At 41.9% G+C, this 20,189-nt stretch carries 17 protein-coding genes and 5 pseudogenes; 12 read left to right on the plus strand and 10 right to left on the minus strand.

Translation table 11 applies throughout. From position 1 onward, the window contains the following. The first annotated feature begins 59 nt into the window (after positions 1–59). Together fdhF and CP943_RS14380 are read left to right on the plus strand one after the other, a co-directional pair. Positions 60–2,999 carry a formate dehydrogenase subunit alpha gene (gene fdhF, locus CP943_RS14375; RefSeq protein ID WP_026579266.1) on the plus strand — a complete coding sequence of 980 codons (2,940 nt, stop codon included), beginning with the start codon at positions 60–62 and terminating at the stop codon, positions 2,997–2,999. Between the two features lie 21 nt (positions 3,000–3,020). Then, positions 3,021–3,500 carry a helical membrane plugin domain-containing protein gene (locus CP943_RS14380; protein WP_025811120.1) on the plus strand — a complete coding sequence of 160 codons (480 nt, stop codon included), beginning with the start codon at positions 3,021–3,023 and terminating at the stop codon, positions 3,498–3,500. A gap of 75 nt (positions 3,501–3,575) precedes the next feature. Here the strand turns inward: CP943_RS14380 and CP943_RS14385 are convergent, their stop codons facing one another. After that, positions 3,576–3,755 carry a hypothetical protein gene (locus CP943_RS14385; protein WP_023855265.1) on the minus strand — a complete coding sequence of 60 codons (180 nt, stop codon included), beginning with the start codon at positions 3,753–3,755 and terminating at the stop codon, positions 3,576–3,578. A gap of 272 nt (positions 3,756–4,027) precedes the next feature. On the opposite strand from CP943_RS14385, the gene sigK reads away from it, so the two are divergent. The 4 genes from sigK (at position 4,028) to CP943_RS14410 (ending at position 7,032) form a co-directional block, all read left to right on the plus strand. After that, positions 4,028–4,753, plus strand: a complete 726-nt coding sequence (sigK, locus tag CP943_RS14395) for an RNA polymerase sporulation sigma factor SigK (protein WP_023855266.1) — start codon at positions 4,028–4,030, stop codon at positions 4,751–4,753. Positions 4,754–5,426: 673 nt separating this feature from the next. Further along, positions 5,427–5,906, plus strand: a complete 480-nt coding sequence (locus CP943_RS14400) for a hypothetical protein (protein ID WP_023855267.1) — start codon at positions 5,427–5,429, stop codon at positions 5,904–5,906. Between the two features lie 33 nt (positions 5,907–5,939). Next, complete coding sequence (locus CP943_RS14405; RefSeq protein WP_026579257.1) at positions 5,940–6,407, plus strand: hypothetical protein; 468 nt, start codon at positions 5,940–5,942, stop codon at positions 6,405–6,407. A 67-nt stretch (positions 6,408–6,474) separates the two neighbouring features. Further along, positions 6,475–7,032 carry a hypothetical protein gene (locus CP943_RS14410; RefSeq protein ID WP_023855269.1) on the plus strand — a complete coding sequence of 186 codons (558 nt, stop codon included), beginning with the start codon at positions 6,475–6,477 and terminating at the stop codon, positions 7,030–7,032. Positions 7,033–7,359: 327 nt separating this feature from the next. Here the strand turns inward: CP943_RS14410 and CP943_RS22700 are convergent. Next, positions 7,360–7,467 (minus strand): annotated as a pseudogene (locus CP943_RS22700) (YolD-like family protein); the annotation flags it as partial. A 506-nt stretch (positions 7,468–7,973) separates the two neighbouring features. Between CP943_RS22700 and CP943_RS14420 the strand changes: the two are divergent. Next, positions 7,974–8,280, plus strand: a pseudogene (locus CP943_RS14420) (sigma factor-like helix-turn-helix DNA-binding protein); the annotation flags it as partial. 903 nt (positions 8,281–9,183) lie between these two features. On the opposite strand, the gene psiE reads toward CP943_RS14420, so the two are convergent. Genes psiE through yrkP form a run of 3 tightly spaced genes read right to left on the minus strand, consistent with a single transcriptional unit; the run spans position 9,184 to position 11,626 of the window. Next, positions 9,184–9,600, minus strand: a complete 417-nt coding sequence (gene psiE, locus CP943_RS14425) for a phosphate-starvation-inducible protein PsiE (RefSeq protein WP_023855272.1) — start codon at positions 9,598–9,600, stop codon at positions 9,184–9,186. 45 nt (positions 9,601–9,645) lie between these two features. Further along, entirely contained in the window at positions 9,646–10,944 is a 1,299-nt protein-coding gene (gene yrkQ / locus CP943_RS14430) for a two-component system sensor histidine kinase YrkQ (RefSeq protein WP_023855273.1), read from the minus strand. Further along, on the minus strand, positions 10,931–11,626 hold the full coding sequence (gene yrkP / locus CP943_RS14435) for a two-component response regulator YrkP (protein ID WP_026579256.1): 696 nt from the start codon (positions 11,624–11,626) through the stop codon (positions 10,931–10,933). The genes yrkQ and yrkP overlap by 14 nt, the downstream gene beginning before the upstream one ends. A gap of 264 nt (positions 11,627–11,890) precedes the next feature. Between yrkP and CP943_RS14440 the strand changes: the two genes are divergently transcribed. The 5 genes and pseudogenes from CP943_RS14440 to CP943_RS14455 all read left to right on the plus strand — a co-directional run. After that, positions 11,891–13,108, plus strand: coding sequence for a DUF418 domain-containing protein (locus CP943_RS14440; RefSeq protein WP_026579255.1), 1,218 nt, complete (start codon positions 11,891–11,893; stop codon positions 13,106–13,108). After that, positions 13,027–13,275, plus strand: a complete 249-nt coding sequence (locus CP943_RS22315; protein ID WP_128822602.1) for a hypothetical protein — start codon at positions 13,027–13,029, stop codon at positions 13,273–13,275. The genes CP943_RS14440 and CP943_RS22315 overlap by 82 nt, the downstream gene beginning before the upstream one ends. A gap of 344 nt (positions 13,276–13,619) precedes the next feature. Next, positions 13,620–14,177: a GNAT family N-acetyltransferase gene (locus tag CP943_RS14445; protein WP_025811115.1), complete on the plus strand. Its 558-nt coding sequence runs from the start codon at positions 13,620–13,622 to the stop codon at positions 14,175–14,177. A gap of 345 nt (positions 14,178–14,522) precedes the next feature. Next, a pseudogene (locus CP943_RS14450) lies at positions 14,523–14,767 on the plus strand (ImmA/IrrE family metallo-endopeptidase); the annotation flags it as partial. 39 nt (positions 14,768–14,806) lie between these two features. Continuing rightward, a pseudogene (locus CP943_RS14455) lies at positions 14,807–15,186 on the plus strand (sigma factor-like helix-turn-helix DNA-binding protein); the annotation flags it as partial. 80 nt (positions 15,187–15,266) lie between these two features. On the opposite strand, the gene CP943_RS14460 reads toward CP943_RS14455, so the two are convergent. The 5 genes and pseudogenes from CP943_RS14460 to CP943_RS14480 all read right to left on the minus strand — a co-directional run bounded on the left by CP943_RS14460 (position 15,267) and on the right by CP943_RS14480 (position 20,161). Beyond that, entirely contained in the window at positions 15,267–16,508 is a 1,242-nt protein-coding gene (locus tag CP943_RS14460) for a serine-tRNA(Ala) deacylase AlaX (protein WP_026579253.1), read from the minus strand. Between the two features lie 23 nt (positions 16,509–16,531). After that, positions 16,532–17,638: a D-TA family PLP-dependent enzyme gene (locus CP943_RS14465; protein ID WP_026579252.1), complete on the minus strand. Its 1,107-nt coding sequence runs from the start codon at positions 17,636–17,638 to the stop codon at positions 16,532–16,534. Then, a complete protein-coding gene (locus CP943_RS14470; RefSeq protein ID WP_234026579.1) occupies positions 17,635–17,967 on the minus strand; it encodes a RidA family protein in 333 nt (110 codons plus the stop codon). The genes CP943_RS14465 and CP943_RS14470 overlap by 4 nt, the downstream gene beginning before the upstream one ends. Before the next feature lie 78 nt (positions 17,968–18,045). Further along, a pseudogene (locus CP943_RS14475) lies at positions 18,046–19,012 on the minus strand (asparaginase). 45 nt (positions 19,013–19,057) lie between these two features. Then, on the minus strand, positions 19,058–20,161 hold the full coding sequence (locus CP943_RS14480; protein ID WP_026579250.1) for a threonine synthase: 1,104 nt from the start codon (positions 20,159–20,161) through the stop codon (positions 19,058–19,060). Between the last annotated feature and the right edge of the window lie 28 nt (positions 20,162–20,189).

Genomic DNA, 20,189 nt, shown 5'->3' on the forward strand with positions numbered 1-20,189 from the left:
ATTCGGTATATATGTACATGGCTTTTTTGATTTTGAAAAGATGATGGAGGGGAATAAAGATGGACGGAAAGCCAATCAGTGTCCGGATAGACGGCAAAGAAATTAAAGCAGCGGCCGGGGCAACCGTTTTAGACATATTGAACAAAAACGGGTTTGAACACCCGCAAATATGCCATGTTCCAGAGACGGATCCTATTCAAACGTGTGATACCTGCATTGTGGAAGCAGACGGAAAATTAAAGCGGGCATGCTCCCTGCGGGCAGAAGACGGAATGACGGTCAGCCTGTCTGGAGAACGGGTCAAAGCGGCACAAAAAGAAGCAATGGACCGCCTGCTCGAAAACCATTTGCTTTATTGTACGGTATGCGACAACAACAACGGCAACTGTACGCTACATAATACGGCAGAAATGATGGGAATCGAAGAGCAGAAATACCCTTACACGCCAAAAGAAGACCCGTCTTGCGCAGTCGATATGTCGCATCCCTTTTACCGCTATGATCCGAATCAGTGCATCGCATGCGGACAATGTGTTGAAGTCTGCCAAAACCTGCAGGTCAATGAGACGCTCTCAATTGACTGGGAGCGTGACCGTCCGCGGGTGATCTGGGATGAAGGCGTTTCAATCAACGAGTCATCATGTGTCAGCTGCGGGCAGTGTGTCACGGTTTGTCCGTGCAATGCGTTAATGGAAAAATCGATGCTTGGAAAAGCCGGGTTCATGACAGGCATCAAACCGGATGTCATGGAGCCGATGATCGACCTTGTCAAAGATGTAGAGCCGGGATACAGCAGCATCTTTGCCGTTTCAGAAGTCGAGGCGGCGATGCGTTCACAGCGGATCAAAAAGACAAAGACCGTCTGTACATTTTGCGGTGTCGGCTGTTCATATGAAGTATGGACAAAAGGCCGTGACATCTTAAAAATTCAGCCGGTGTCAGAAGCTCCCGTCAACGCCATTTCGACGTGTGTGAAAGGGAAATTCGGATGGGATTTCGTAAATGCGGAAGAGCGTTTGACCAAACCGCTGATCCGCAAAAATGACGAATTTGTCGAATCAACTTGGGAAGAAGCGCTTGACTACGTCGCCCGCAGATTAGGCTCAATTCGGGAGCAGAGCGGAAAAGACGCCGTCGGGTTTATTTCGTCTTCAAAAATTACGAATGAAGAAAACTACTTGATGCAAAAGCTGGCGCGGCAAGTATTTGGCACGAACAATGTCGACAACTGCTCGCGGTACTGCCAGTCTCCGGCAACGGACGGATTGTTCCGCACAGTCGGCATGGGCGGCGATGCTGGCACCATTCAAGACATCGCGAAAGCAGGCCTCGTCATCATCGTCGGCGCCAACCCGGCCGAAGGCCACCCGGTACTGGCAACCCGTGTGAAGCGCGCCCATAAGCTTCACGGACAAAAGCTGATCGTCGCTGACCTTCGCAAAAACGAAATGGCCGAACGCTCGGATCTGTTTATCAGACCGCGGCAAGGAACTGATCAAGTATGGCTGATGGCCGTGACCAAGTATATGATTGACCAAGGCTGGCACGATCAAGCGTTTATCAATGAAAACGTCAATTTCTTTGAAGAATATAAGCAATCGCTTGAGACATACACCCTTGAATATGCAGAAAAAATCACAGGCATCAATCAACAGACGCTGATCCAAATCGCTGAGATGATCCGCGACGCCGACGGTACGTGCGTCCTCTGGGGAATGGGAGTCACCCAAAACACAGGCGGTTCCGACACGTCCGCCGCGATTTCAAACCTGCTTTTAGCTACCGGTAATTACCGCCGCCCGGGCGCTGGGGCGTACCCGCTCCGCGGCCATAACAATGTCCAGGGCGCATGCGACATGGGGACGCTCCCCGGCTGGCTTCCGGGATATCAGCACATTACAGATGACAAAGCGCGGAAAAAGTTCGAAAAAGCTTACGGCACAACAATCAACGAGAAACCCGGACTTGACAACATCGAAATGCTTCACGCCGTTGAAGAAGGCAAAATGAAAGCCATGTATATCGTCGGAGAAGATATGGCTTTAGTCGATTCAAACGCAAACCGGGTCCATGACATTTTATCAAGCCTTGATTTCCTTGTGGTTCAGGATATGTTCCTTTCGAAAACAGCCCAATACGCCGACGTTGTTCTCCCTGCGTCAGCTTCGCTTGAAAAAGAAGGAACTTTTACAAACACGGAAAGACGCGTCCAGCGATTGTATCAGGCCCTTTCGCCGCTCGAAGACGCAAAGCCGGACTGGGTCATCATTCAAGACATCGCAAACCGGCTTGGAGCTGACTGGCATTACAGCCACCCGGGAGATATTTTTTCAGAAATGGCAAGCCTGTCACCGCTGTTCGCAAAGGCCGATTATGACGCAATTGAAGGATGGAACAGCTTCCTGTGGGGCAGCCTGACCGGAGAAAGCACGCCTCTTTTATATGAAGACGGCTTTAACTTCCCTGACCGGAAAGCGCGCTTTGCCCTCGCAGACTGGACAGAGCCGGCCGAATTCCCTGAAGAATACGACCTTCACATTAACAACGGCCGAATGCTGGAGCATTTTCACGAAGGAAATATGACGAACAAATCGGCAGGCATCCAGGCGAAAGTGCCGGACGTCTTTGTTGAAGTCTCGCCTGAGCTTGCCAAAGACAGGGGCATCTGCGACGGATCGCAGGTCAGACTGATCTCGCCGTTTGGCGCCGTAAAATTAACCGCGCTTGTGACAGACCGGGTTAGAGCGAACGAGTTGTATTTGCCGATGAACTCGACAGATAAAGAATCTGCGATCAATTTCTTGACCGGCCCCGCAGTAGATGCGCGTACCAATACACCTGCTTACAAGCAGACAAAGGTGCGTATGGAAGTGCTCGGCGGATGCGCAGAACCGCCGCTTCCGAAAACAAATCCGCGCAATAAGAAACGCCATCCGCAAAACGGAGCTGAAGTCGAGCGGAAATGGAAGCGACCGGGATACGTTCATTTAACAGACTAAATCAAAAGGAGGTCATCACACATGGCAGCTCCCATCACCGCCATCCGCAAAGAAGACAAATCTGAGGAGCAAATGAAGCTTGAAAAATTAGAAGAACTCAAAACCCTTTTGGCTGAACAGGAAGCCGCCGTTTCAAAAACGATGAAGCTTCTCGGCGAACTGAACGGCCTCGGGGTCCTTGATGCCGCAGACAGCATGATCGGCGCAAAGGAAGATATCGCCAAAATCGTCCTCGGCCAGCTGTCTAAAGAGCCGGCCAAAAACCTGATGAATACAGCCATTGCGGCAGGCGGCGCTCTCTCCAAAGCCGAACCGGAAGTCATGGGGAAACTGGTAGAAAGCATCGTCGCCGGCACAAAACAAGGAGAAGACTTTTTAAAAAGCGATAAAAAAACCGGGGTCCTCGATCTGCTGAAAGCCATGAACGACCCTGACATCAACCGAGCCGTCGGCTTCGGCCTGCAATTTTTAAAAGGCATGGGAAAAGCATTGAAAGACTGACAAATAAGAAAACCGGCTCACCACTTTGAGCCGGTTTTTCCTATTGGCGATAGAAGCACCGTCGCTTTCTACGCCTCATTTGCTGTGTGTTTCATCTTTTTTATTCAGCGATTCTTTTAAAATATTAAAAACTGCCACCGCAATAACGACAGTCATTAACCCTGTCGTCAGCAGATTTGGGAAGGTTTCCTGAACCCCGATCATGACCACGCTCAGCACAATCAACGAAAGTATGAACAGACGTTTGTTTTTCATCTGCCGCACCGGACTAACTGATTGATAGCGTTTACCCTATGGTGAACCGTCCGGCACCCTCACCTCCTTGCCTTTATTATCCCGCTATTGTTAACTTTTGTAAACGATTAAAAAATGGAAGCGGTTGCGAAAACAAGCGGCTGCATGCCGAACAGAACGCCGGAATATTTGGCAGTCCGGCAATTTTGCCGCGTACAGACACAGACATCCCCCCTCCCACATACATTTACATATAGGCTTCTGCCTACATACATTATGTGGAGGTGCCGATAATGACAGGTGTTTTTGCAGCGCTCGGTTATGTCATCAAGGAACTCGTTTTTTTAGTATCATATGTGAAAAACAATGCCTTTCCACAGCCGCTGTCAAGCAGTGACGAAAAAAAGTACTTGGAGCTGATGGCCCAGGGGGATGAACACGCGAGAAACATGCTGATCGAGCATAACCTCCGGCTGGTCGCCCACATCGTCAAAAAATTCGAAAACACAGGCGAAGATGCAGAAGACCTGATTTCCATCGGAACGATCGGGCTGATCAAAGCGATCGAAAGCTATTCAGCCGGAAAAGGAACAAAGCTCGCCACTTATGCGGCACGGTGTATAGAAAACGAGATTCTCATGCATTTGCGCGCATTGAAAAAAACGAAAAAAGACGTCTCCCTCCATGACCCGATCGGCCAGGACAAAGAAGGCAACGAAATCAGCCTCATCGATGTCCTCAAATCGGAAAACGAAGACGTCATCGACACCATCCAGCTCAACATGGAGCTTGAAAAAGTCAAAAAATACATCGACATTCTGGACGGACGGGAAAAGGAAGTCATCGTCGGCAGATTTGGCCTTGATTTGAAGAAAGAAAAAACGCAGCGCGAAATCGCGAAGGAGCTTGGGATTTCGCGGAGCTATGTGTCGCGGATTGAGAAGCGCGCGCTGATGAAGATGTTTCATGAGTTTTATCGGGCGGAGAAGGAGAAGCGGAAGCGTGCGAAGGGAAAATAAAATATAAGAAGGCCAGGAAGTAGATAACCCTGGTCTTTTTTTGCTTATTTAAATCGCAAACTACTTTGAAAGGGCAGAATCTGTACCAATTGCTAGTTACCTACAACACTAGAAGTATAAATCTATAGCTACAGCCTCCACTGTGTCGAATATAGGGGGAACTTAATAAGGTTCCTCCTCCTTTTTTAAGAGTAAAAGTATTATAGCACCTCTCTCCCAAAATAATAGGCTTTAACATTGCTAAAGGTCAATTGAGTTTGGTTTTAGAAAACTTATTTGGCCTTTATGAAATTAGTCATCACTAAGCCTTTAACCTGCACTGATTGAGTCCTGGTAAAGTTCATTAGAAAGTCTTATTTTGATTAAAAATAGATTATTAAACAAAAGGCGAAAGGGAAGGTAGAGATGGAAGGGGATAATATTTATTAGTACATTATTCTCCTCTTATAAAGAGTCTCATATGACAGATAAGCTATACACAATTATATTTTTTGAACTTTTTAATAATGTAAATTATGTAAATAAATATTATTCCTTTTTCCTATTTACCCATATTTTTACTACTGATAGAATAATCACAAGGAGGTGGGAATTCATACCAAAGCAAACAATTACAGGTTGTAACCTAAATACATAGTCACTGGTTTGCTACTAATTATACGTAGAGGAGGAAATGATTATCAATAGACTAGCTAAAGGATTCATAGTAATAGCTTCTTTAGCCCTTGGCTCTACTTCCTTTGTCCAGTCATCTCAAGCTAAGGAAAATGATGAGATTGATACTAATGCCACTGGAACATCCGTACCCATTGTTTATACTGTAGATAGTCTGTTCACACCAAAGGTTGAATTACAAAATAAAAACTCTGCTACAAAGCCTGTTAAAGATGCTATCCGGGCAGTTCTAAAGAATAAAGCAAAGCTTTTTCAACTTGTAGAAAGGCTTGCAGGAAAGAAAGTAAGAAATGAACTTGAAGAAAGGTTTACAAAGTATATAGAACCCGTACTAAAAGACCTTTTAGATGAGTATTATGCCTTTGGGTGGTCTGATGTCCAAAATAAGCTATATAATTCGCTTAAAAAATCAGGACTTTCTAACATAAATGCCAAAGTTTTAGCATATTGGACAACCATTGCAATTAAATCGTTTTAAAATTATTCATAATATAATAGGAGATAAATATATATGAAAAATAAAAAGAGAATAGCTTCAGTGGTTCTAAGCGCCACGCTTCTTACATCTTTCTTAGGCACATCAGGTGCATTAGCATCTGAAAAAACAGCGTCATCTACTCCTGTTGCTATGAAAGTGACTGTTCATAAAGGGGTACAAAACGCTATCAAGTCACAGAATGTACCTGTTAAAACAGTAGCTACTGCTAATGGGAATTTTCAAACTCAAGGCGCAGTGTCATGGACTTATAAAGCCTTTAAATTAGCTCTCCGCTCAGGAGGTTGGGTTTTATCGCAAATGCTTAGACCTTTGTCTCCAAAGGCCGCCGCATGGGTTAGAAAAAACTCTGCTAAAGTAGCTAAGTTGATGGATAAAGGCGAAAAATGGACTGAGAATCAGTTTTATAATGGACTGAGAGGCATTGGCTGTCCGCCTGATGTGGCAAGAGCATTGGCAAAATTCATTATTACGCTGATTTAACGAATAAAAAATTTAAGAAAGTGCTGTTAGTTCCCCACTAATGGCACTTTTCTAATGGAGGTCAAAGATGACTATCTTTACAGCAATAACTCTAGCTATACTTTCATGTTTGGTTATTTCCTGTGTTTTGTTTTTACTTTTGATTAAAAAGGGGGTTATAGATAATCCCCCAAACACCTTGGCGTTCATATCTTTTATCCTCCTCATAGGCTTTTGTTTATTCTTTGCCATGGCTGTTCCTAGCCTAATTATTTATTTTGTTTCTTTAGGTGTTAATCATTTCTTAGGCGACTATGTAAATTATAGCTCTAGATCTGATTTATACATATTTTCTTTATTAGTAAGCGCATTAGCACTTGTTTACATGCTTATACTTATGGCAGTTATAAAAGGACTCTCAATATTTCTCAGAATTCCTAAGTGGATAACTTATATATTTGAGTTTGCTGTTGCGTGGATAGCCGTTTATTTCTCCATAGAGTATGTTACAAATAGCCATCTAAGTAATGTATCCATATTTCAAGGTGGAGAGTTACTTTTATCCTTTTTTATTACATTTCTATTCTTAGGGTGTGACATTCTTTTTTCTAACCTAGATGAGATATCAAGGGAAAAGTTAGGATAGGCACAGTAAAAAATACTGTGTCTATATAAATATTTAGAGAAGGAGAGATCAGAATTTTTCAGTGGGGAGAAGAAAATGGGATAAGTAGTGCATGTGGGGCTACGTGTAGACACTTCCCCTCTTGCACAAGGAAAGGCTGCAGGTGTGTAGAAAAAGCTCTTTGGTGCATCATCTACAACATCAAAAGAGCTGGGAGCAATTTAGATAGAGTAATGGACATTATCATTCAGCAGAAGAATGTAAGTGGATATAGACGAAGGAGTATCAGTGACCGTATAAACTACACGACTCCATTTTAGAAAGGTCATTAAAAATGATATGACAACCAACCGGCTTTTTCACTTTATCAAGACTTTCATGATATTCTTTGAGCAATTCAACGTGTTCCGGTAACATCATTGACACCCATTTGATACTTCCTCTGTCCCGCAGCATACACAATTTTCCTTTCTAACTTTAATCTCAATCGTGCGGTTCCGGCGTTTGTATAAAAAACTTCGTGTAGAAGTGCTGACGAGCCGTACCGTTCTCTGAAACCGTCCATAACGTACCCAAGTATTCGCTTTTTTCTTGATCAGGGCGAAATAGATTGAGCTTGATTAAATTGTCTCCTGAATATTGGAAAGAGAAACTGAAATTTCTTTGTTTTCACATCTCGGCATGCCCAAAAACTCGTGTCAAGACAGAGTTTTGCCAGCAGCGTATTCGGTTCAATTCCAACAGTTCATGGCAAACCAAATTATCTTTTCATGTCATCTTTAATTTTCATTGCAATTGTTTGTGCGTCTCCCCACATATTTTCAAGACCGTTACTTTCATACGTGTGAATAGCATCATGGGGGACATACCAAATACGTATGTATGTTTCTTTTTTAAATAACGTTAAACTTAAAAATTCTTTATTACTTTAATACAACAAAAACGGATAACCTCTAGGAGTCAACGAAATCAGCCTCATCAATGTCCTCAAATCGGAAAACGAAGACGTCATCGACACCATCCAGCTCAGGCACAGAGCTTGAAAAAGTCAAAAAATACATCGACATTCTGGACGGACAGGAAAAGGAAGTCATCGTCGGCCGCTTCGGTCTTGATTTGAAGAAGGAAAAAACGCAGCGCGAGATCGCGAAGGAGCTTGGGATCTCGCGGAGCTATGTGTCGCGGATTGAGAAGCGCGCGCTGATGAAGATGTTTCATGAGTTTTACCGGGCTGAGAAGGAAAAGCGGAAGAAGGCGAAGGGGAAATAATTTAGCAAAGGCCGGATTGGACATTCCGGCTTTTCTCTATTTTCACTAAAGTTTCTTTTAAAAGAAATAGATGAAAGAGTTATGAAAATCGTTTTTGCACACTAATAAGCTCTATGAGAAAGACAATCTGGATCATAGCAGATAACTTGATTATGAGTTCTTTAATCGCATCGTCCCTGCTTTCTTTATACAGGCCTCGATCTGGGTGTGGTTGCTCGATCCATACCCTTATATACATTGCCATCACTCTGGATCTACTTCCTGTCAAGTTTTATTAAATGATGAGAGGAATCGTTCATGCATTTGTCAGCTTGCGGCCCCTCGATGAGCATCACCTTCATAAATGCATCACACCTTGGGTAATGCTATGTAATAACTGTTTGTCCTAATGGGTGATTTTCAGTATGAAAACAAATAAAAAACCGATGGCTTGAACCATCGATCTGTATTCTATATTACTGGGCCCTCAATATAGTAAATCTATCTCATTGGTTATGAAAGTTTATTTTCATTACACACTCTATATTCATTTGTTATCATTTCTATACGTTTATCTATACGTTTATATCAATTATGGTTAAAAAATAGCGAGAAAAAACAATAAACGTCCATCCTAACTTTTTCATCTTATTTATTAAGAATTTTAACCTCTTCCTTTTAAAATAAAGAAGCGATTTTCAGTTCTTAATGCTATGTCATCGGGACATGTCTGTTAAAGTAGCCAAAAAATACATTCAGATATCCACTCACAACCACAATCCACTTTGATCCACTACAGATTTCTGAACTGACATTAAACAGCTAGACTTATAAATACCGATTATCAATTTTTTTATTCTGTTCCAGTTCCCATTCACAATTAGGACATTTCGGCGGCGTCTCGGCATAAAGTGAACTAATTTATTAATGTTCAACAACAGAATTTCGTCTATTTGCAATAAAGAATCCACAGATCATTGCAAGAATGGCCATCGCCCACCAGAACGTTGAGATCGCCTGATCATGATCGATGATAATCAAACGAATGACAGCTGTGATGCCAATATAAATGAAGTAGCGAAGCGGGAAATGAAAGTCTGATTTGAAGTATTTGATAATCAAAGCAATGAACTCAAAGTACATGAAGAATATAAGCAGTTCTCCAAGCATCTCATAATAGCTGTCCACTTTGTTGAACAGTGACTTGTATACGAATTGCACAATGTACCATGTCTCACTGATCAGAAGTGCGCTTAAGGCTATCGCCAGGAAGAACAGACAGACATTGAGAAGCGCTTGTAACAGGTAAGGCACCTTTTTGAATTTGTTGGAAAATCTCATCATGTTGTCTCCTATTTCAATATATTCGTGGTTTTTATTCTCAGCCTACATCTTGGTGTTCCAAAATCGTAGCACAATGTAGTACTTAGAATTCTTTTGTATACTGTGAAACTGTCCCTGCATGCGGGACATCATTCGCGCAATGCTCCTTTCACCGAGTCCGTTGCTTTCCGGTGTTATATCCGCAAGTTTAATCGTATTGCTAACATGGATCTCAAATATCTCTTGATCCGATACAAACGTGATGCTGATTTCTTCTTCCGGATCTGCGTATTTAAATAAGTTTGACATCACATTATCAAATACACGACCAAGCTCCTCCAAATTCACGTTAATATAGGTTTCCGGCAGCTCGCCTGAAATATGGACCCGGAAATGCTTCTGATGAAGGATAGCAATCTGATCTGATATTAGATCGTAGATCACTTCTTTTACTGCAACGGTCTCCAGATCGGCCTCATATTCCTTGTCCAGCAGGAAATACGCAAACAGATTGTCAGACAAGCTTTTTAATTGCAGTGCTTTACCATAAGCATTGGCTACATACCGATCTTTGCTGGTACCCGCTTCGCCTCCCGCTTTTTTGGCAAACTCCAGATTCATGATCAGCGACGTCAGCGGTGTGCGCATATCGTGCGACATTTCGGTAACCAGGCTGCGGCTCTCAGCTTGCAATTCCTCGATAGCTTTAAGTTTGTCCAGGAAAGCTTTCCGCAGATCCTCAATGCTCTTTGCAATCATCGCTAATTCATCATGCCCTTTTATCGTCATCTCGTAGTCCAGTTCGCCCCCTTCAAGAATATGAATCTCTTGGTGAATCGTTTTAAGGTAGCGAAGACTTTGGCGAATGCCAAAGAGAACAATGATTAAAAAGATGAGGGTTGCCCCGAGCAAATCCAATGTAAAGGCCAGACTATAATATCGGGAAGAGTAGAAACCGTCGATAATGACTCTTCCTTCGCCATCGCTAAACTTGACAGGATGTGAATGATTTTGAGCGTACTGAGTCAGCTTTTCCTTTCCATAATCCGATTCGGAATAAATGGAATCATATTGCAGCTCCTGATCCTTGAATATGGTGAGGTTAATGTAATTTTCTTTTTTGACCCACTCACCAAACGCTTTTCTATCTGATGTAGACAACTCATTTTCTGAAACGTACTTGCTGAATTTTTGAATGTATCTTGCTGACTCCTCGTGATAATACTCATCCGAACTCAGATATCCCTCGATCAGATCATCTGTGATTTTTTGCAACGTCAGAAAGATCACACCACTCACAAACGCAGCAACCATGATCAGCAAAGCCAGTTTTTTGGTTAGCGTAAATTTACGATGCGCCAAATCGATATCCTCTTCCCCATTCAGTTCTTATATAAACCGGACGTGCCGGATCATCCTCAATTTTGGAGCGCAGCTTCCGAATATGCACCATCACCGTATTGTTGGAACAGTAAAAGTAAGGCTGTCCCCACACACTCTCATATATATTTTGGGCAGAAAATATTTTGTTACGTTTGCTCATCAGAAGTTTCAGGATACGATATTCCAGATCTGACAACTTGATTTGCTGCTCCTCTTTCCAGACCTCATTAAATTCTTCGCTCACTCTTAGTTTGCCCCCGATAAGAAATGTTTCTTCCTGTTCCTTCTTTTCCTGATAGATAGTATATCTGCGTAATTGAGCAATCACTCTAGCATGAAGTTCCTCTTCCGAGAATGGTTTAGTCATATAATCATCGCCGCCGGCGAGTAACCCCTCAGTTTTATCGAGTGTACTCGATCTGGCCGTCAGAAACAGAATCGGGACGTTAGAGGATTTCCTGATGTGCTGACATGTTTCAATTCCCGAAATGCCTGGCATCATAATATCCAAAATAACCAAATCAAGCGAGTCATCCACAAGTTGCAATGCTCGCTTTCCATCCTTGGCTCTTAGCACCTCGTAGCCTGCACGCGTAAGGGATTCCTCCAAAAGATCACCAATATCCTGATCATCCTCTACGACTAATATTCGATGGGTCATGTCTCTCTCACCTCATGATTCTTGATGTTATTTCTCGTGTGTCCTTACTATATATCGTTCATCGTTAAGTACGTTATAAGATACTACGTAAATCTTAACAATTTATGAAAGCTGATGCCCGCCACAAATTTGTCACATTTTCTAAAAAAACGATGACTCTTCATAAATTGTTAAGATTCGGTCTTTATATTTATCCATTGTAAGGCTCAGGTTTTTCAGATCCGAACCACACATTGCGATGATAAATGGAAAAGGAGCATTGATATGACTGTACAAAAAGAAGGACACGGGCAACCGGTGAGTCTGCGGGAACGGGTTCATTTTCTGGACATCGTACGCGGATTTGCCTTGCTGGGCATTATTATTGTCAATTATTTTCTGATCGTAGATTCAGTAAAGGGATTCGAAATGACCTCCGATGACGTACTGCACAATCTGGTTTCCTGGTTTGCCGAAGGGAAATTCGTTACGTTATTCTCCTTCCTGTTCGGGGTTGGGTTTATGATCTTTATGGATCGAGCCGCGCAGAAGGTAGATAGTCCCAACAAGCTGTTTGCCCGTAGGTTATCTATCCTGTTGGGATTTGGCATTTTGCACATCACATTTGTTTGGGTCGGTGACATATTAGCCTTTTACGCCGTAAGCGGCTTCCTGTTACTCGCCTTCTATAAACGCACGGCCAAAACGGTGCTTAGATGGATTATCGCACTTATCGTGTTTCAATTCCTGACTCCTGTTTTCACAATGTTGTACAATGTCATCAATACTGCAGGGTCAAAAAACCCAAATTTTTCAGAGTTTACTTTGTTTAGCCACAGCAGCCTTACCTACGTGGAATCCATCAGCACTCGGTGGACAGATATGGTCACGATGGCTGCTGGCTCTTTCTCTATGATCTATTCCATGTTTCTCATGTTTCTGCTGGGCGTGTACTTTGTTAAGATGGAATTTTTCAAAGACATGGAAGCGAAAAAGCCTATATGGAAGCGTATCTGGATCATTAGCACAATCGCTTTTCTAATAACACAAAGCAGTATATTACTAGACATGTTTAATCTTTCTGAGAATATGCTGTGGAAGGACATTTCCTCTGTCTTGAGTCAAAATGGCGGCTTAACCGGAAGTATGTTTTATATGAGCACTTTTGCAATGCTGTTTCTATACGTTCCTCAGCTGCGAGGCCCTATGATGATATTCACCAAAGTCGGACGGATGTCATTGACCTGTTATCTGCTTCACTCTATCATTGGAACAGTTCTGTTCCTCAGGTACGGATTCGGGCTTGCGGGTCATATTCAATCTGCCGGCACGTTCATGTTCAGCCTGGCCGTGTATTTCGTGCTTATGATCTTTAGTACATTGTGGTTGAGACGATTTAAGTACGGTCCGATGGAATTAATATGGCGCAAGCTGACGTATGGCAAATTAAACGGGAGTCCCAAAGCAACTCCGCTGCACTCGGAAAAATCTATTCAGAAATAACCCCCTTGCACAGATTGCATGACTTCAAATTAGTGTTGTTGAATGAAGCGGGCATTAAACGGACAGATTTGATATATGGACTAGTTATTTTTATATCATTTAGGCTTCTTTGGGCTAATAAATCCACCAGAGTTTACTCAATGTGCATTGCTCATGATCGAATCTAAATTGAATCTTTTACGCATGTTCATAGTCAAAGGCGCCTCATTCGACTATTTTTGTATCTTTTCGCAGGAAAAATTCGAGAATGATGACAAATCCCGCATACACACTTAATACGGTAGTGAACGATAGTAAATAAGGGTTACATGCAGCTTGTTTTCCAATGAAACAAAGAAAAAGAAATCATACAAAAAGACAGGAGAAAGCTTTTGAAGTATTTTAACGCCAAATTTACCGCGGAAGAAAAAGCGACGGAATCACTTTTTGTGATAAGGGCTCGTAGAACAGCTGGAATGTTTCTACTGAACGACTGAACTCGATATTTCAGCAACTGAGGGAGTGAACAATCATGAAAACAAAAAAGGAACCAAAAGTTATTCTGGAACTAGCAAAGGAATCTGATCTGCCAGAATTCCAAAAAAAATTACAAGAAGCCTTTGCGATCGCCGTGATTGAAACGTTCGGTGATTGCGAAGATGGACCGATTCCATCGGACAATGATGTTCAGGAGTCTTTCAATGCTCCCGGAGCGGTGGTATATCATATTCTTCAGGATGGTAAGAATGTCGGTGGTGCAGTAGTACGTATCAACAGCCAAACAAATCATAATTCGCTAGATTTATTCTATGTATCTCCAGAATATCACAGCCAAGGGATTGGTCTTTCTGCTTGGAAAGCCATTGAAGCACAGTATCCGGATACTGTGCTTTGGGAAACCGTGACACCTTATTTCGAAAAGCGAAATATCAACTTCTATGTGAATAAGTGTGGATTCCATATCGTAGAGTTCTACAATGAACATCACTCTGATCCGCATATACATCGCAATGGACGCGAAGATGACAAGCCCCTGCCGGATGATGATGACTTTTTCAGATTTGTAAAGATTATGAAAAAAAAGGACTAAACAATTGAACACGGCGAGATGCCGCAGAGAGTTGCTGGTAACTTTTTTAGAGAAATGTATTAATGCTGTCTAACAATAAAAAAAGCTTTATCCTAGAAATAGGATAGAGCTTTTTCACCTTTTGACTCAATTGTCAATTTTAAACCAATCCAATACATAAAGAAAAAACCTCTATTAAGAGGGTTTAATCAGTTTTCATGTTTGATTTCGGTCAGAAAGTTGATGATATGCTTCACTTTGCTCTACAGCCTGTTTGTTGCATAAGGCATTTACTATTTTTTACATAAACCCCCAAATACCTTTGCTTTTCTAGAGAAATCCAAATGTGTGTTTAAAGCATAATACCTAGATATCAGGCTTTCGTTTAAACCTGTTACAAGCTTCGCACTTAAATACAGCGGAATTTATAATATATGCTTGGACAGCCGAAAAAGCCGAACTGTACATGGTATGCACTTTTGCATTCGAACTTTCATGTTACGTCATATTAACCTTTCGTACATATAATCACAGGCAATTGAAAATGCAGCTTGGCTATTTAAAGTATCTCCTTCATTCGCTAGTATTACAGGAGGCTGACTCAACATTGATTTAATCAATCAGTGATAGGAAATCTGTGCACCCCCCTAATGAATAATGAAATCCTCATGCATTTGCACGCCTTGAAAAGAACGAAAAAAGACGTCTCTCTCCATGACCCGATCGGCCAGGACAAAGAAGGCAACGAAATCAGCCTCATCGATGTCCTCAGGATCGGAAAACGAAGACGTCATCGACACCATCCAGCTCAGGCACAGAGTTTGAAAAAGTCAAAAAATACATCGACATTATGGACGGACGGGAAAAGGAAGTCATCGTCGGCCGCTTCGGTCTTAATTTGAAGGTAGAAAAAACGCAGCGCGAAATCGCGAAGAAGCTCGAGATCTCTCGGAGCTATGTGTCGCGGATTGAGAAGCGGGCGCTGATGAAGATGTTTCATGAGTTTTATCGGGCGGAGAAGGAGAAGTGATATCGCAGAAGCCGGTCTAATAATCCGGCTTCTATTTCTTTCCTCTATGACCTCAATAAAAGTGAGAGCTTGTTATCCACTTACAGAGGTCTGTTGAATTCTGATTTTATTTGTGTTGCTATAATGTTCATAACATTTTTCATAAATTCCTCTATTGTTAATGAAGCAGTCCCTCCACCTTGAGCGAACATTTTATTTCCTCCACCTTTTCCATCAATAAGGGAAAGGCTTTCTTGCATTAGGGTTCTCATATCCATTTTATTTGCTTCTCCTCGTCCGCAAACCAATTGGAAGCGATGATCGTTCTCTGATAAGAAAAAAATAAGGGCCCGTTTTTCTCGATCAGCGATCATTTTTGCTAGCTTTTGAAGTTCTTGAATCGATCGATCTGAAAACGTTTCGATCACCATGACAGTATCATTTTGAATGGTGTTTTTGGCTAATAATTCATTGGCTTCATACTGAAGGTTTTTTTCATTAGATTCTAGAAGCGCTTTGTCTAGCTTTTTTATATTTTCAAGCAACCGTTTGACAGCTTCACTTAATTCCCCTTCAGGACGATTAAGTAATCCAGTCAATTCAACGATTACCTTTTGTTTTTGATCGAAATGCGTTATGACCCGATTACCGCATACAAAATACAAACGAAATTTTTTTCTCTGTCTTTCCCAATTCAATACTTTAATTGCTCCGACTTCCCCTGTAGCGCTAGGGTGTGTTCCGCCGCATCCGTTGTAATCAAATTCATCAATCATGACAAGACGAATATTTTCTTTTACAGATGGGAGTTTACGAATCGGATAATTTACTAAGTCATCATATTCTACCCATTTCGCTACTATGGACCTATTTTCCGTTATGATCTCGTTTGCAAGCTTCTCTGCTTTGCCTGCCATTTCCTCTGTTAATTCTGATACATCAAGGTCAATGGTAACCGTATCATTTCCAAGATGGAATCCAACTGTATGAATATCGTATAACTGCGCGAATGCCGCCGACAAAATATGCTGCCCGGTGTGCTGTTGCATGTGATCAAAACGCCGTTCCCAATCAATAACCCCAACAACCTGATCATCTAAATTCGGTAAAGTCCTTTCTACATAATGACGAATTTCTCCATCGACCTCTTCAACGTTTAAAACCTTGACACCGTTCAATGTTCCTATATCATGGGGCTGGCCCCCGCCTGTTGGATAAAAGGCTGTTTCCTCTAGGGTAATATAAAAATCACCTTTTTTGTCCTGTTGCTGTTTCAAGATTTTCGTTTCGAACGTTTTAAGATAGGGATCTTTGTAAAAAAGTTTGTGATGATTCGGACTCATGCCATCTCCCCTTATTTTTTAAATTATTGAAGTCTTCCTCTAGCTTCAATATTTAATTCATCTACAACCTCTCCATTATCGACTAGATAGGCTTTATCGTGCAAGTTGCATACTGGGCAGATATGATTTGGAATAATTCGCACCTTATCTCCAATGCTTACTTTTTTGTTGAATTCTTCATGATAAATAATAGCATGTTCATCGAATACGCCATGAATATAAACGTCCTCGTATTCTTTGATACGGCCAAGCCCTTTGGTTGCAGTAAGCCCTTCGCTTCGTGTTTGGGCGGTAATTCCCTTGGCCCCTACGTCTGTAATGACTCGTTCTTTTGTTGGTTTACTAATCACGGTTGTGAGTACAGAAGCAGCACAGCGATCATACGTACCAATTACATTTGCTTGTGAGGCGTCCATAAAAATGTAAGTGCCAGGTCTAATTTCTGTCACCCCTTCTGGAATATCAAACTTAAACATGAAGGGAGGAGTAGAGCCAATACTAACCACTTTTGTCTTTAGATCCATTTCTTCCGCAATTCGGGCAAAATGTAATGTTCGTTCTACACTTTCTTTATAGAGTTCTTTACAATGTGCTACACTTTTCGCTTTATAAGAATGTCCGTCATGTGAGAAGATTCCTTTTAGCTCGACATTTTGACACGTTTTGATTAATTCTAATAAAGTACAAAAATCATCTTCTTCAATAATTCCGGAGCGTTGTTCTCCTACTTCAATTTCCACTAACACTTGGGCTTTCTTTGAAGCTCCTTCAAATACTTCTTCAATTTCACGTACTTGATACGCACTATCGATTCCAAAAGAGATATCAATCGTTTCAGATAGTTTTCTAATACGTTCAAGCTTTGATTTCCCAACAATTTCATTTGCGATAAAGATATCTTTTAAGCCATTTCTCGCCATCACTTCAGCTTCTCCTACTTTCGCTACAGCGATTCCTGTAGCTCCCATTTCTTCTTGTAGCTTAGCTAATTTAGGCATTTTATGTGTTTTTGTATGAGGTCGTAAGTTTACTTTCTGTTCATTAGCGTAATTTTGCATATCCTTCATATTGCTTAACATCACGTCTTTATCGATTAAAAGAGCTGGTGTATCTAATTGTAAATCATTCATTGTACCTCCTCCTTTATCGCTGCAATGGCTTCAACTTCAACAAGACACCCGGCATATAAATGATTTGATGGAACAACTACTCTTGCCGGTTTATGATTGCCGAAGAAATGAGCATAGACCTCATTGATATCCGGCCAATACTTTACATCTGGGGTATAAAGTCTGCATAATATCACATCTTCGTTGGCTAATCCCCGTTCCTTGAGGACCAGCTCCATATTTGCCAACGCCTGTTTTGCTTCTTCTTTGATGCCCCCAGCCGGAATTTTCCCCGTTTCCGGATTCATCGACAACTGCCCTGAAATATAGATAACACCATTATGTTCCATTGCTGGCACGTAATGGCCTCCATCACGTGTTGAATATTTCGTGTGTACAGGCTTCAAAATAATTTCCCCCTATTATTCCTAATATTTAAAGCTAGCCTCATCAATCTTCTGTCCAGCAGCCAGCAAAACAGCGAGTTTGATTCTTGCTTTCTTACTGTCATAGCAGCCGCCTAGTATGATTCCGGCATCTGCATATGTTGAAGCACTTCCTTTGAATCCATATACTCCCTTAACTTCACCTTCATCAGCACTTGTTGTCAGAACGACAGGAATCCCTTTCTCTACGGCTTTCTTTGCACTTTCTAATATTGCTGGAGCCGTATGCCCTCTTCCCGGCGCCTCAATAATGATTCCTGCACTTCCGCACTTAACTGCATAATCTATAAACTTTCCGTCTGATCCAAGTGAACACTTAATAAGTTCTACATTTGGCAATGCTTGAATTAGTTGATACGTCTCACGCTTGATTAATCTTTGATGAATTGCGATCTCATCTTGATCAGCCGTTCCCAAATAACCGAATCCCGGAGAGAAAAAACCATCCACATTTGACGCATGCTGTTTTTTCACATATCGAGCAGCAAAGACCCTCTCATTAAACAACACTGTTACCCCTAAGCCTCGCGCATCAGGATGTGCCGCTAATAAGAAAGCTTGTCTTAGGTTCACAAATGCATCTGTACCTTCAAGTGTCGGTCCTCTTTGTGACCCCGTTAACACGACCGGCCTTTCATCAGATATAACCAGATCAAGGAAATACGAAGTCTCTTCAAGGGTATCTGTTCCATGCGATATCACAATTCCGGCAACATCCTCATTCCGAAAGAAACTCTCTATATTTTGCTTCAGAATGTCAAGCAGTCATATGACTGCTTGACATTTGAAAGACTGACTTAATTTCAATATCTATATGAGAAGGCAGTCGGCACATTTCAGAAAGCTCTTCACCTGTCATAGCACCTGCTTCTAATAGACCTGTTTCAGGGTCAGGCTTACTTGCAATTGTACCGCCGGTACTCAGTAAAATGATTTTCTTGTTTTCCATGATAACTCCCCCATTTTCATATTAAAGGTTTCTCTCTCTTCGTTCCTAATTAGATTTAATCCCAGCCCCGCATAATGGAATCACGATTTTTTCATCAGAAGAATGATCGTATTTTAAATATCCTGCATAGTTAGCCGCTGTTGTTGGCTCAACATAAAAGCCTTTACTTGCTAATGCTGTACGAGCTTTTAGAATCTCTTCCTCATTGGTTGTAATGATGTGACCTTTTGTGGCACGGATGGCTTCTAATATTTGAGCTGATCTTGCCGGTTTGGCAATCGAGATGCCCTCTGCAAGTGTTCCCCTGTTTTCGACGGGTTGAGCAACTTGTTGATTGTTGATAAATGCCTTTGCCAACGGCGCACAATTCTCTGCCTGTATCGCAACCAGTCTTGGCATTTTGTCTATACATTTGTTCTCTAGTAATTCTTTAAATCCATAGTAAACCCCAAGCAATAATGTACCATTGCCAACTGGAATAATAAGCGTATCCGGCGCTCCATTCATTTGTTCCCAAATCTCAAAGGCATACGTTTTTGTTCCTTCATAGAAATATGGATTAAAAACGTGACTGGCATAGAATTTTTTCTCTATATTCACAGCCTTTTGCGCTGCTTCGGCCACATCTTCTCTTGTGCCTTCAATTTCGCGAACGTTGGCCCCATGCGCTTTCACCTGCGCGATTTTCTTAGGTGATGTACCCTTCCCAAGAAATATGTCACATGCGATGTTAGCCCGCTTGGCGTAAGCTGCAATAGATGTCCCTGCATTTCCACTGCTGTCAGCTATCACATGCTTCACTCCCAGCTCCTTTGCCTTAGCTATTAATACAGCAGCACCGCGATCTTTAAAAGACAAAGTAGGCATCATATAGTCCACTTTCACAAGAGTGTTCGGCTCCCCGCTGTCTAACACGATTAAAGGTGTGTATCCCTCCCCCATCGTGATGCCGCTCCATATGGCGGAGTCGCGATCAAATGGCATAGCATCAATATATCTCCACATAGAAGGAATATCTTTGAGCACTTTTGAATCGGACCATTCTACTTTTTCTTTTACAAGGTCTAACACTCCGCCACACTGGCATTTCCACACCTGTTCAGACACATTATATTTAGTACGGCAAGAATGACATTGATACTGTTCCATTATTTTTAGACCTCCTATTATATATTTT

This window comes from Bacillus paralicheniformis, assembly GCF_002993925.1.
GTDB classification, from domain to species: Bacteria; Bacillota; Bacilli; order Bacillales; family Bacillaceae; genus Bacillus; species Bacillus paralicheniformis.

Bases quoted from the DNA above. Each gene is read 5' to 3' on its own strand.
- CP943_RS14465 (WP_026579252.1), bottom strand. From the start codon at position 17,638: ATGAATGATTTACAATTAGATACACCAGCTCTTTTAATCGATAAAGAC.
- CP943_RS14440 (WP_026579255.1), top strand. From the start codon at position 11,891: ATGACTGTACAAAAAGAAGGACACGGGCAACCGGTGAGTCTGCGGGAA.
- psiE (WP_023855272.1), bottom strand. From the start codon at position 9,600: ATGAGATTTTCCAACAAATTCAAAAAGGTGCCTTACCTGTTACAAGCG.
- fdhF (WP_026579266.1), top strand. From the start codon at position 60: ATGGACGGAAAGCCAATCAGTGTCCGGATAGACGGCAAAGAAATTAAA.
- CP943_RS14470 (WP_234026579.1), bottom strand. From the start codon at position 17,967: ATGGAACATAATGGTGTTATCTATATTTCAGGGCAGTTGTCGATGAAT.
- CP943_RS22315 (WP_128822602.1), top strand. From the start codon at position 13,027: ATGGCGCAAGCTGACGTATGGCAAATTAAACGGGAGTCCCAAAGCAAC.
- sigK (WP_023855266.1), top strand. From the start codon at position 4,028: ATGACAGGTGTTTTTGCAGCGCTCGGTTATGTCATCAAGGAACTCGTT.
- CP943_RS14380 (WP_025811120.1), top strand. From the start codon at position 3,021: ATGGCAGCTCCCATCACCGCCATCCGCAAAGAAGACAAATCTGAGGAG.
- CP943_RS14445 (WP_025811115.1), top strand. From the start codon at position 13,620: ATGAAAACAAAAAAGGAACCAAAAGTTATTCTGGAACTAGCAAAGGAA.
- CP943_RS14385 (WP_023855265.1), bottom strand. From the start codon at position 3,755: ATGAAAAACAAACGTCTGTTCATACTTTCGTTGATTGTGCTGAGCGTG.
- yrkP (WP_026579256.1), bottom strand. From the start codon at position 11,626: ATGACCCATCGAATATTAGTCGTAGAGGATGATCAGGATATTGGTGAT.
- CP943_RS14480 (WP_026579250.1), bottom strand. From the start codon at position 20,161: ATGGAACAGTATCAATGTCATTCTTGCCGTACTAAATATAATGTGTCT.
- CP943_RS14460 (WP_026579253.1), bottom strand. From the start codon at position 16,508: ATGAGTCCGAATCATCACAAACTTTTTTACAAAGATCCCTATCTTAAA.
- CP943_RS14410 (WP_023855269.1), top strand. From the start codon at position 6,475: ATGACTATCTTTACAGCAATAACTCTAGCTATACTTTCATGTTTGGTT.
- CP943_RS14400 (WP_023855267.1), top strand. From the start codon at position 5,427: ATGATTATCAATAGACTAGCTAAAGGATTCATAGTAATAGCTTCTTTA.
- CP943_RS14405 (WP_026579257.1), top strand. From the start codon at position 5,940: ATGAAAAATAAAAAGAGAATAGCTTCAGTGGTTCTAAGCGCCACGCTT.